This window comes from Enterobacter sp. BNK-34 (assembly GCF_048684445.1).
Taxonomy (GTDB): Bacteria; Pseudomonadota; Gammaproteobacteria; order Enterobacterales; family Enterobacteriaceae; genus Enterobacter; species Enterobacter pseudoroggenkampii.
In genome coordinates this window covers 2,671,128-2,683,813 of record NZ_JBLQUA010000001.1, presented here as the reverse complement: position 1 = coordinate 2,683,813, position 12,686 = coordinate 2,671,128, and the positions used below count along the sequence as shown (strand labels likewise).

The 12,686-nt window shown below is 59.1% G+C and carries 8 protein-coding genes; 6 read left to right on the top strand and 2 right to left on the bottom strand.

What is annotated here, in order from left to right; genetic code table 11:
* Window positions 1-43 precede the first annotated feature (43 nt).
* The 4 genes from ACMGG5_RS13085 to ACMGG5_RS13070 all read left to right on the top strand — a co-directional run bounded on the left by ACMGG5_RS13085 (window position 44) and on the right by ACMGG5_RS13070 (window position 5,794).
* Entirely contained in the window at window positions 44-943 is a 900-nt protein-coding gene (locus tag ACMGG5_RS13085; protein WP_048990090.1) for a glycyl-radical enzyme activating protein, read from the top strand.
* A gap of 4 nt (window positions 944-947) precedes the next feature.
* Window positions 948-3,380: a formate C-acetyltransferase/glycerol dehydratase family glycyl radical enzyme gene (locus ACMGG5_RS13080; RefSeq protein WP_420277950.1), complete on the top strand. Its 2,433-nt coding sequence runs from the start codon at window positions 948-950 to the stop codon at window positions 3,378-3,380.
* 192 nt (window positions 3,381-3,572) lie between these two features.
* Window positions 3,573-4,388 (top strand): Cof-type HAD-IIB family hydrolase, encoded by an 816-nt coding sequence (locus ACMGG5_RS13075; protein WP_148769777.1) that lies wholly within the window; start codon window positions 3,573-3,575, stop codon window positions 4,386-4,388.
* A gap of 149 nt (window positions 4,389-4,537) precedes the next feature.
* Window positions 4,538-5,794 carry a DUF1479 domain-containing protein gene (locus tag ACMGG5_RS13070; protein WP_370883968.1) on the top strand — a complete coding sequence of 419 codons (1,257 nt, stop codon included), beginning with the start codon at window positions 4,538-4,540 and terminating at the stop codon, window positions 5,792-5,794.
* Here the strand turns inward: ACMGG5_RS13070 and ACMGG5_RS13065 are convergent.
* Complete coding sequence (locus ACMGG5_RS13065) at window positions 5,791-6,864, bottom strand: LacI family DNA-binding transcriptional regulator (RefSeq protein ID WP_048991498.1); 1,074 nt, start codon at window positions 6,862-6,864, stop codon at window positions 5,791-5,793. The genes ACMGG5_RS13070 and ACMGG5_RS13065 overlap by 4 nt on opposite strands.
* Window positions 6,865-7,152: 288 nt before the next feature.
* On the opposite strand from ACMGG5_RS13065, the gene ACMGG5_RS13060 reads away from it, so the two are divergent.
* Together ACMGG5_RS13060 and ACMGG5_RS13055 are read left to right on the top strand one after the other, a co-directional pair.
* On the top strand, window positions 7,153-8,454 hold the full coding sequence (locus tag ACMGG5_RS13060) for an MFS transporter (protein WP_045909413.1): 1,302 nt from the start codon (window positions 7,153-7,155) through the stop codon (window positions 8,452-8,454).
* A 17-nt stretch (window positions 8,455-8,471) separates the two neighbouring features.
* Complete coding sequence (locus tag ACMGG5_RS13055) at window positions 8,472-10,835, top strand: TIM-barrel domain-containing protein (RefSeq protein ID WP_420277949.1); 2,364 nt, start codon at window positions 8,472-8,474, stop codon at window positions 10,833-10,835.
* 91 nt (window positions 10,836-10,926) lie between these two features.
* Here ACMGG5_RS13055 and ACMGG5_RS13050 read toward each other — a convergent pair whose 3' ends face one another.
* Entirely contained in the window at window positions 10,927-12,522 is a 1,596-nt protein-coding gene (locus ACMGG5_RS13050) for an ABC-F family ATPase (protein WP_024908697.1), read from the bottom strand.
* Window positions 12,523-12,686: the final 164 nt, after the last annotated feature.

Here is a 12,686-nt window from a genome sequence, read left to right as displayed (position 1 = left end):
CGAAAGTAATTTAATCTTCATATGCAAGATAAGAGGCGAAATCATGATCTTCAATATTCAGCGTTACTCTACCCACGATGGTCCCGGTATTCGTACCGTGGTGTTCCTGAAAGGCTGCTCGCTGGGCTGTCGCTGGTGCCAGAATCCGGAAAGCCGCTCCCGCAGCCGGGACGTGCTGTTTGATGCACGCCTGTGCCTGGACGGCTGCGACCTGTGCCAGCAGGCGGCACCGGGCTGTATCGAACGCGCGCTGAACGGGCTGGTCATTCATCGTGAGAAATTAAGTGAAGAGACGCTTAATGCCCTGACCGACTGCTGCCCGACGCAGGCGCTGACCGTCTGCGGTGAAGAACGGCAGGTCGAGGAGATCATGGCGACCGTACTGCGCGACAAACCCTTCTACGACCGCAGCGGCGGCGGGATCACCCTCTCCGGCGGCGAGCCGTTTATGAACCCCGAGCTGGCGCAGGCCCTGTTTAAAGCCAGCCACGAACACGGGATCCACACCGCCGTCGAAACCTGCCTTCACGTGCCGTGGCACTATATCGAGCCGTCATTACCCTACGTCGATCTGTTCCTCGCCGACCTGAAGCACGTCGACGGTGACGTGTTCAAACAGTGGACGGACGGTTCGGCTAAGCGCATCCTGGACAACCTGAAACGCCTGGCCGCCGCCGGGAAAAAAATCACCATCCGCGTGCCGCTGATCCAGGGCTTTAACGCCGATGAAGCGTCCATAACCGCCATTACCAACTTCGCCGCCGACGAACTCGGCGTCGACGATATTCATTTTCTGCCGTATCACACGCTGGGCATGAACAAATACACCCTGCTCGGCCAACCCTACTCTGCCCCTGACAAACCGCTGGATAACCCTGCCCTGCTGGACTTCGCGCAGCAGTACGCCTGCCAGAAAGGGTTAACCGCGACCTTACGAGGATAAACTTATGACAACCCTGAATCTCAACACCCTCAGCGAGCGCATTAAGGCGCACAAAACGGCGCTGGTGCATATCGTTAAGCCGCCGGTCTGCACCGAGCGCGCGCAGCATTACACCGAAATGTACCAGCAGCACATGGACAAGCCGATCCCGGTCCGTCGCGCCCTGGCGCTGGCCCATCACCTGGCCGAGCGTACCATCTGGATCAAACACGACGAGATGATTATCGGTAACCAGGCCAGCGAAGTGCGCGCCGCACCGATTTTCCCGGAATACACCGTCTCCTGGATTGAGAAAGAGATCGACGATCTGGCGGATCGCCCGGGCGCGGGCTTTGCGGTGAGCGAAGAGAACAAGCGCGTCCTGCACGAGATCTGCCCGTGGTGGCGCGGCCAGACGGTGCAGGACCGCTGCTACGGCATGTTCACCGACGAGCAGAAAGGCCTGCTGGAAACCGGCATTATCAAAGCCGAAGGCAACATGACTTCCGGCGACGCGCACCTGGCGGTGAACTTCCCACTGGTGCTGGAGAAAGGTCTCGACGGCCTGCGCGCCAAAGTGGCCGAGCGCCGCTCGCGCATCAACCTGACGGTGCTGGAAGACCTGCACGGCGATCAGTTCCTGAAGGCAATTGATATCGTGCTGGAAGCGGTGAGCCTGCACATCAAACGCTTCGCCGATCTGGCGCGCGAGATGGCCTCAACCGAAACCCGCGCAAGCCGCCGCGACGAGCTGCTGGCGATGGCAGAAAACTGCGACGTGATTGCTCACGAGCCGCCAAAAACCTTCTGGCAGGCGCTGCAGCTGTGCTACTTCATTCAGCTGATCCTGCAGATTGAGTCCAACGGCCACTCCGTCTCCTTCGCGCGTATGGATCAGTATCTCTATCCGTACTACCGCCGCGACGTGGAGCTGAACCAGAGCCTCGACCGCGAGCACGCCATCGAGCTGCTGCACAGCTGCTGGCTGAAGCTGCTGGAAGTGAACAAGATCCGCTCCGGCTCGCACTCCAAGGCTTCCGCCGGCAGCCCGCTGTACCAGAACGTCACCATCGGCGGCCAGAAGCTGGTCAACGGTGAGCCGATGGACGCGGTGAACCCGCTCTCCTACGCGATTCTGGAATCCTGCGGTCGTCTGCGCTCCACCCAGCCGAACCTGAGCGTGCGCTATCACGCGGGCATGAGCAACGACTTCCTCGACGCCTGCGTGCAGGTGATCCGCTGCGGCTTCGGGATGCCCGCTTTTAACAACGATGAAATCGTCATTCCGGAATTCATCAAGCTCGGCGTTGAACGAGAAGACGCCTACGACTACGCGGCGATTGGCTGTATCGAAACCGCGGTGGGCGGCAAGTGGGGCTATCGCTGCACCGGCATGAGCTTTATCAACTTTGCCCGCGTGATGCTGGCCGCGCTGGAAGGCGGCCGCGATGCCACCAGCGGCAAGGTGTTCCTGCCGCAGGAGAAAGCGCTTTCTGCCGGTAACTTCGATAACTTCGAGGAGGTGATGGCGGCGTGGGATACCCAGATCCGCTACTACACCCGCAAATCCATCGAAATTGAGTACGTGGTGGACACCATGCTGGAAGAGAACGTCCACGATATTCTCTGCTCGGCGCTGGTGGACGACTGCATCGAGCGCGCGAAAAGCATCAAGCAGGGCGGCGCGAAGTATGACTGGGTCTCCGGCCTGCAGGTGGGCATCGCCAACCTCGGCAACAGCCTGGCGGCGGTGAAGAAGCTGGTGTTCGAGCAGGGCGTCATCGGCCAGCAGCAGCTGGCGGCCGCCCTGGCGGATGACTTCGACGGGCTGACCCACGAGCAGCTGCGTCAGCGCCTGATCAACGGCGCGCCGAAGTACGGCAACGACGACGACAGCGTGGATATGCTGCTGACGCGCGCCTATCAGACCTACATTGAAGAGCTGAAGCAGTACCACAACCCGCGCTACGGCCGCGGCCCGATTGGCGGTAACTATTACGCGGGCACCTCTTCCATTTCCGCGAACGTGCCGTTTGGCGCGGCGACGATGGCGACGCCAGACGGACGTAAGGCGCACACCCCGCTGGCGGAAGGGGCAAGCCCGGCTTCCGGTACCGATCACCTCGGCCCGACAGCGGTGATCGGGTCGGTGGGTAAACTGCCTACCGAGGCGATTCTCGGCGGCGTGCTGCTGAACCAGAAGCTGAATCCGTCAACGCTGGAAAACGACAGCGATCGCCAGAAGCTGATGATGCTGCTGCGCACCTTCTTCGAGGTGCATAAGGGCTGGCATATTCAGTACAACATCGTCTCGCGCGACACGCTGCTGGAGGCGAAGAAACACCCTGACCAGTATCGTGACCTAGTGGTGCGCGTCGCGGGCTACTCGGCGTTCTTCACCGCCCTGTCGCCGGATGCGCAGGATGATATTATTGCCCGTACTGAGCATACGCTGTAACGGTGTATCCCCTAAGGGGAAATGCGCACGCTGATGCCCTCACCCCGGCCCTCTCCCACGGGGAGAGGGAGAAAACACTAAAAACGGCAACCTCGGTTGCCGTTTTGCTTTACTTTCGAATGAAATTAAATTTGTGCTCCCCGTCACCTTGTTATTAGAATGTTTCAAAACGCAGTGACCCAGGAGCACAGTATGACCGTTAAAGTTATCGTCACCGATATGGACGGAACTTTTCTTGATGATGCCAAGCAGTACGATCGTGACCGCTTCCAGGCACAGTTTGAGCAGCTTAAAGCCCGCGACATTGAATTCGTTGTCGCCAGCGGCAATCAGTATTACCAGCTCATCTCCTTCTTTCCGGAGCTGAAAGACAGGATCTCCTTCGTGGCGGAAAACGGCGCGCTGGTGTTCGATCGCGGCGAACAGATTTTTCACGGCGAGCTGACCCGCCATGAATCGCAGATCGTCATTGGCGAACTGCTGAAAGATAAAGGGCTGAACTTCGTGGCCTGCGGGCTGGAGAGTGCCTACGTGAGCGACAAAGCTCCTGAAGCGTTCGTGGCGCTGATGTCAAAGCACTACCACCGCTTAAAGCGCATCAGCGATTACCGTGAAATTGACGACGTGCTGTTTAAGTTCTCCCTGAACCTGCCGGACAGCGATATCCCTAATCTGGTGGATAAGCTGCACGTCTCCCTGGACGGCATCATGAAGCCCGTCACCAGCGGCTTTGGTTTTGTGGATTTGATTATCCCCGGCCTGCACAAAGCCAACGGCATCAGCCGTCTGCTGAAGCGCTGGAAAATCTCCCCGCAGGAGTGCGTGGCCATTGGCGACAGCGGCAACGATGCCGAGATGCTGAAGCTGGTGAAATATTCCTTTGCAATGGGCAACGCGGCGGAAAGCATCAAAGAAATCAGCCGCTACAGCACCGACGACAACAACCATCAGGGCGCGCTGAACGTCATTCAGGCCGTGCTCGACAACCACTCCCCGTTCGACGCCTGATCCTCTCCTCGCCGGAGCCTGGCTCCGGCCTCTCACTCTTTTTCCGTCCTGTGGCTTGCGTCAAGTTTTTAAACTTGCATTAACTTAATTTTAACTTAAAGTATCACTTGTAGACACTTTTATTTTCGAATGAAAGAGGCGAGGCAGTTATGACCTTTACCAGTGAAACTTTGCCGGCGGATCACAAAGCGGCAATCCGTCAGTTGAAACGTGAGTTGCGCGCGCAGATCGGCGACGTGCAGGCGGTGTTCAACAAGCTCAGCGATAAAATTGCCACCCGCGTGGCGGAAATCAACGCCCTTAAAAACAAAGGCGAATCCGTCTGGCCGGCGATCCCGTTCGCGGATGTAAAAAACGGCACCATTACCGACGCGCAGCGCGAAGCCGTTAAGCGCCGCGGCTGCGCGGTGATTAAAGGTCATTTCCCGCGCGAGCAGGCGCTGGCGTGGGATCAGTCGATGCTCGACTACCTCGATCTGAACAAGTTTGACGAGGTGTACAAAGGGCCAGGCGATAACTTCTTCGGCACCTTAACGGCCTCTCGTCCGGAGATTTACCCGATTTACTGGTCGCAGGCGCAGATGCAGGCGCGCCAGAGCGAAGAGATGGCGCAGGTGCAGTCGTTCCTGAACCGTTTATGGACATTCGAGAGCAACGGCAAACAGTGGTTTGACCCGGACGTGAGCGTGATTTATCCGGACCGTATCCGCCGCCGTCCGCCGGGAACCACCTCGAAAGGACTCGGCGCGCATACCGACTCCGGCGCGCTGGAGCGCTGGCTGTTGCCGGCTTACCAGCAGGTCTTTGCCCGCGTGTTTGACGGCAACATCGAGAAATACGATCCGTGGAACGCCGCGCACCGTACCGAAGTGGAAGAGTACACCGTCGATAACACCACCAAATGCTCGGTATTCCGCACCTTCCAGGGCTGGACGGCGCTGTCGGACATGATCCCCGGCCAGGGGCTGCTGCACGTGGTGCCCATCCCGGAAGCGATGGCGTACATTCTGCTGCGTCCGCTGCTGGACGACGTGCCGGAAGACGAGCTGTGCGGCGTGGCGCCGGGGCGCGTGCTGCCGGTTTCCGAGAAGTGGCACCCGCTGCTCATCGAGGCATTAAGCAGCATTCCGGCACTCGAGGCAGGCGATTCCGTGTGGTGGCACTGCGATGTGATCCACTCCGTCGCGCCGGTGGACAATCAGCAGGGCTGGGGCAACGTGATGTACATTCCCGCCGCACCGATGTGCGAGAAAAACCTCGCCTATGCGAAGAAGGTGAAGGAAGCGCTGGAGACCGGCGCGTCGCCGGGAGACTTCCCGCGCGAAGATTATGAAAAGAGCTGGCAGGACCGCTTTACCGTGAACGATCTCAACATCCACGGCAAGCGCGCGCTGGGCATGGTCTAACTGTCGTACAGCCCTTCCCGCTCTACGGCGGTGCGTCGTTTCCCCTGACGTATCCGCCGGACTGACTCCCGCACGGTCAACGTACCGTTAAGCAGTAACGTCCCCACTGGCGCGTCCGGGCGCATCAGCCGCTGCTGGAGCATGTGTACCGCTTCGGTTCCCAGTTCGTCGCGGGGAACGTGCACGGCCGTTAATGGAACATCCTGGATCGCCGCCAGGTTAAACCCGTCGATGCTCATCACCGACACGTCCTGCGGCACGCGCAGACCGTGGTTTTGTAATGCGCTGATGGTGCCCGCCGCCATAAAGTCGCCGCCGACCAGAAACGCGGTAGGTAAATCTTTCCCCTGCACTTCGCTGAGCCAGCTGCTGACCGCCTGTTCCGTTTCGCGCGCGCTGAAGCTGGGCACCACCAGCAGATCGCGTTTATCGCTGAACGTCAGGTTGTGGGACTGCCACGCGTCGCGGATCCCCGACAGGCGCAGCTCCATGGTGTAGCGACGCAGGCACAGCACGTTCATCACCTCACGGTGTCCCATCTCGAACAGGTATTCCGCCGCCCGCTCGCCAATGGCGCGGTGATCCGGCGCAACGGCAGGCAGACGCATGTTCCGGTCGCGGCAGTTAATCAGCATGCAGGGTTTACCCACATCCACCGCCAGATCGTGAATGTGGGGATCGTCGATGCCGAGAAGGATTGCCGCCTGAGTATCCGGTTCATTCATGCGCGCCAGAAAAAGCTGGGCATCGCTGTCGTTCTCTTCCAGCGCGCAGTAGCGCAGGCGCACATCGTGGGATGCCAGGCCTTTACTCACGCTCTGGATCACGCGGTAGTAAAAGATGTCGGACCGCTCGTCGAAGGCGCGCTGGGGGGCAAAAACCACCAGGCTATTGAGCAGCAGCCGTCCCGCCGCCATGCCCTCCATCACCCCCAGCTCCCGCGCGCACGCCAGCACCTTTGCGCGCGCTTTTTCGCTGGTATTCGCTTTCCCCGCCAGCACCCGAGACACGGTGCTGATCGAGAGCTGCGTACGGGCGGCGATTTCGGTGATTTTTAGCCTTTTGTCCATTTTGTGATCTGGCTCCATTTGCGAAATGAAAAAATTTTCATAGCGTATCCGTCAGGCAATAACTGACATAAATGCCATCATGCCAGAGTGGTTGAGTCAGTTATGAGAAATTTTGCACAAAATCCACTATTGCCCACTCATTTTCTCCCTTAAGGTGAACTTGTCACACAACTTCCATACTAGTTGTATACCAACTTAAGCAGTTTAAACGGATAGAAATCAAAGGCATAAAAATCTGTGTGACACCTGAACCTCCGTCCCCTTACCGTCCGTCTTGTGGAGAGTAAAATGAGTCAGGACATCAATAACACCGTTGCGACAAGCAAAACCCGTCGCGTCATCAAGAACCTGCGCTGGTACGTGCTGGTGCTGTTCTTACTTGGCGTCACCGTTAACTACATCACCCGAAATTCGTTAGGCATTCTTGCCCCCGAGCTGAAAGAGAGCCTCGGGATCACCACCGAGCAGTACTCCTGGATCGTTGGCGCGTTCCAGATCGCCTACACCATTTTCCAGCCCCTCTGCGGCTGGCTGATTGACGTGATCGGCCTGAAGATTGGCTTTATGGTCTGCGCCGGGATCTGGGCGCTGATGTGTATTTTCCACGCGGGCGCCGGAAGCTGGCTGCACCTGGCTATTTTGCGCTTCTTTATGGGTGCCTCTGAGGCCGCCGCTACCCCGGCTAACGCCAAAACCATTGGTGAATGGTTCCCGAAATCAGAGCGTCCCGTTGCTGCCGGCTGGGCGGGCGTGGGCTTCTCTATCGGCGCGATGCTGGCTCCGCCTATCATTTACTTCGCTCACGCCTCGTTCGGCTGGCAGGGGGCGTTCATGTTTACCGGCGTGCTGGCGCTGCTGTGGGTGATCCTGTGGTGGGCGTTCTACCATAACCCGGAGCAGCACCCGAACCTGAGCAAGGACGAGCTGGCGTTTATCAAGCAGGATAACGAACCGCCTGCCGTCAAACTGCCCTTCCTGACCGCGCTGAAAACCGTCTCGAAGAACAAACGCTTCTACGGTATCGCCATCCCGGCCTTTATGGCGGAACCGGCCTGGGCGGTGCTGAGCTTCTGGGTGCCGCTGTACCTTGCCAAAGAGCACGGCATGGACCTGAAGCAGATTGCGATGTTTGCCTGGCTGCCGTTCCTCGCCGCTGACCTCGGCAGCGTGGCGAGCGGTTACCTGACGCGTCTGTACACCCGCCTGTTCGGCTGCTCCCGCGTGAACTCTGTCGTCGCCAGCTCCGTGACCGGCGCGTTCCTGATGATCTCGCTGGCCATCGTGGCCATTACCCGCGACCCATATATCACCATCGTGCTGATCTCCATCGGCGGCTTCGGGCACCAGATCATCTCCTGCATGCTCAGCGCCCTGGTCGTGGAGTCGTTCGACAAAGGCCAGATGGCGACCGTCAACGGCATGCGCGGCTCGGCGGCGTGGATCGCCAGCTTCCTGTTCTCGCTGTTAATCGGTGTGACCGCCGACAAAATCGGCTTTAACCCGCTCTTTATCGCCATGGGCTTCTTTGACCTGATTGGCGCTCTCTTCCTGGTAGCATTTATTGCTGAACGTCGCGCCAAGCGCGCCTGATAGTGGATGTATTGCATATGAAAACCCTGAAAAACTGGACCCTTGATACGCAGTCGGCAAACCATCTTGAACTGCTGGTCGATAACCAGCACCGCCTGTGCCTGTATGTGCTGGAAGAGAACCTGTTCCGCGTGCTGATCAAACGCAAAGGCGAGCTGGCGCTGGACCGCACCTGGAGCATCGCCCCGGAACAAGACGTGCCGTGGGAAGGTCGCCGTCGTGACGATGTCAGCGGCTTCACCTGCCCGGCCTGGACGCTGACGCAGCAGGACGACACGTTAACCGTGGCAACCGAACAGCTGCGCGTCACCGTGCACCAGCCGCTGTGGCTGGAGTGGCACTACCGCGATGAGGCGGGCGAGTGGCAGCCGCTGGTCAATGACCGCCCCACCAGCGCCTACCTGCTGAACGCCCACGGCGACGGCGTGGCGCACTACCTCAGCCGTCGTAAAGACGAGCGTTTCTACGGCCTGGGCGAGAAAGCGGGCGATCTGCAGCGCAACGGTAAACGCTATGAGATGCGCAACCTCGACGCAATGGGGTACAACGCGGCCAGCACCGACCCGCTCTACAAGCACATCCCGTTCACTATCGCCCGCCGCGACGACGTCAGCTACGGCCTGTTCTACGACAACCTGAGCAGCTGCTGGCTGGATCTGGGTAACGAAATCGACAACTACCACACCGCCTATCGCCGCTGGCAGGCGGAAGCGGGCGATATCGACTACTACATCTTTACCGGCAGGCGCGTGCTGGACGTCACCAAAGCCTTCGTACGCCTGACCGGGAAAACGCTGTTCGGACCGAAGTGGAGCCTGGGCTACAGCGGCTCGACCATGCACTACACCGACGCGCCGGATGCGCAAAACCAGCTGATGAACTTCATCCGCCTGTGCGAAGAGCACGCCATCCCGTGCGACTCGTTCCAGCTCTCCTCCGGCTATACCTCCATCAACGGCAAGCGCTACGTCTTCAACTGGAACTACGACAAGGTGCCGCAGCCGAAGGTAATGAGCCAGGCGTTCCACGACGCGGGATTGAAGCTGGCCGCCAACATCAAGCCGTGCCTGCTGCAGGATCATCCTCGCTATAACGAAGTGGCGGAGAGCGGCCTGTTCATTCGCGATTCAGAAACCGATGCACCCGAACGTTCCAGCTTCTGGGATGACGAAGGCTCGCACCTCGACTTTACCAACCCGCAGACGGTGCAGTGGTGGCAGAACGGCGTCACAACGCAGCTGCTGGAGATGGGCATCGACTCCACCTGGAACGACAACAACGAATATGAAGTGTGGGACGGGGAAGCCCGCTGCTTTGGCTTCGGTAAGGAGATCGCCATCAAGCACATTCGCCCGGTCATGCCGCTGCTGATGATGCGCGCCTCGCTGGAAGCGCAGCAGCGCTTTGCGCCGGAAAAACGCCCGTATCTGATCTCCCGCTCCGGCTGCGCCGGGATGCAGCGCTACGTTCAGACCTGGAGCGGCGACAACCGCACCAGCTGGGACACGCTGCGCTATAACATCCGCATGGGGCTGGGCATGAGCCTGTCCGGGCTGTTCAACGTCGGCCATGACGTGGGCGGTTTCTCCGGCGACAAGCCGGACGCCGAGCTGTTCGTGCGCTGGGTGCAGAACGGCGTGATGCATCCGCGCTTTACCATTCACTCGTGGAACGATGACCACACGGTGAACGAGCCGTGGATGTACCCGGGCGTCACCCCAGCCATTCGCGGCGCGGTTGAGCTGCGCTACCGCCTGCTGCCGTATCTCTACACCCTGCTATGGCAGGCGCACGCCGACGACGAGCCGATGCTGCGTCCGACCTTCCTCGACCACGAGCACGATGCGCAGACCTTCGAAGAATGCGATGACTTCCTGCTGGGCCGCGACCTGCTGGTCGCCAGCGTGGTCGAAGCCGGGCAGCGCGAGCGCCGCGTCTGGCTGCCGGATAACGACACCGGCTGGTATGATTTTTACACCCACGCGTGGTATGCGGGCGGCCAGTCGATCGTTCTCGACGCGCCGCTGGAAAAACTGCCGCTGCTGGTGCGCGCCGGAGCCGGTCTGCCGCTCAGCGAGCGCATCACGCATGTGAGTGCCGAAAAAGATACGGCCCGCGAACTGAAGCTGTTCCCTGTGAAGGGCGTCGGCACAACCTCGGGCATGCTGTTTGAAGACGACGGCGAAAGCTGGGGATACCAGAACGGCAATGCGCTGTGGGTGGAATGGGAAATGGTGTGCGACGGCGCAAGTATCAACCTGAAGGTGAATGCGCGCGGCGACTATCGTCCGGCGTGGAAGGCGCTGAAGGTATCATTACCGGCGGGGGAAAAACGTACGCTGCGGGTGAACGGGGTTGAAGGGAGTGAGTGGGTGCTGTAGTGCGGCCTGATGCCCTCACCCTAACCCTCTCCCACAGGGAGAGGGTATAGAACGTAGGCCGGGTAAGGCGAAGCCGCCACCCGGCATTTTTTTAGTTCTCGATACCTTTGCTGCGCAGGTAATCTTCGTAGTTACCGGTGAAGTCCACCACGCGCTCTGGCGTAATTTCGATCACGCGGGTCGCCAGCGAGCTGACAAACTCACGGTCGTGAGAGACGAAGATCAGCGTGCCCTGATACATCTCCAGCGCCATGTTCAGGGATTCGATAGATTCCATGTCCAGGTGGTTAGTCGGTTCGTCCATCACCAGGATGTTTGGTTTTTCCATCATCAGCTTGCCGAACAGCATGCGGCCCTTCTCGCCACCGGAGAGCACTTTAGCCGGCTTTTTGATGTCGTCCTGGCTGAACAGCAAACGACCCAGAATGCTGCGCACCGCCTGCTCGTCGTCGCCTTCCTGCTTCCACTGGCTCATCCAGTCAAAGACGGTCAGGTCATTTTCGAACTCGTACTCATGGTCCTGCGCGTAGTAACCAATCTGCGCGTTTTCGGACCATTTCACGGTGCCGTTGTCCGGTTGCAGTTCGCCGACCAGGGTTTTCAGCATGGTGGATTTACCCACGCCGTTAGCGCCCAGAATGGCAATCTTCTCGCCCACTTCCAGCAGCAGGTTGAAGTTTTTAAACAGCGGGCCTTCATCGAAGCCTTTGGTAAGGGCTTCCACTTCCAGCGCGTTACGGAACAGCTTCTTGTCCTGTTCGAAGCGGATGAACGGGTTCTGACGGCTGGAGGCTTTAACCTCTTCCAGCTTGATTTTATCAATCTGACGCGCGCGCGAGGTTGCCTGACGCGATTTAGAGGCGTTGGCGCTGAAGCGGCTGACGAAGGACTGCAGGTCAGCAATCTGCGCTTTCTTCTTGGCATTGTCCGCCAGCAGACGTTCACGCGCCTGGGTGGCCGCCGTCATGTATTCGTCGTAGTTGCCCGGATACACGCGCAGCTCGCCGTAGTCCAGATCCGCCATGTGCGTACAGACCATGTTCAGGAAGTGACGGTCGTGCGAGATGATGATCATGGTGCTGTCGCGATCGTTCAGCGTCTGCTCCAGCCAGCGGATGGTGTCGATGTCCAGGTTGTTCGTCGGTTCGTCGAGCAGCAGGATGTCCGGGTTAGAGAACAGCGCCTGAGCCAGCAGCACACGCAGCTTCCAGCCTGGCGCGACTTCGCTCATCGGGCCGTAATGCTGTTCAACCGGAATACCCACGCCCAGCAGCAGCTCGCCCGCGCGCGCTTCCGCAGAGTAACCGTCCATCTCGCCGTACTGCGTTTCCAGGTCGGCCACTTTATAGCCGTCTTCTTCGCTCATTTCGGCCAGCGCATAGATGCGATCGCGCTCCTGCTTCACTTCCCACAGCTCCGCGTGCCCCATGATCACGGTGTCGAGCACGGTGAACTCTTCGAAGGCGAACTGATCCTGACGCAGCTTACCGATGCGCTCGTTCGGATCGAGCGACACGTTGCCGAGGGTCGGCTCCAGATCGCCGCCGAGGATCTTCATAAAGGTGGATTTACCGCTACCGTTGGCACCAATCAGGCCGTAACGGTTGCCGCCGCCAAATTTGACGGAAATGTTTTCGAACAGCGGCTTACTGCCAAACTGCATAGTGACGTTGCTGGTAACTAACACGGGGAGATTCCTGCGAAAAGTGTGATAAACACGGCATTATGCCACAATTCCGAATTGAGATCCCGCGTTGCAACCATCCACTAAACTTTAACAAAATCGAAAAAAATGTGATTTCGTACACATCTGAATTCCCTGTGAGCGGGAATGCACATATAATGCGCTCC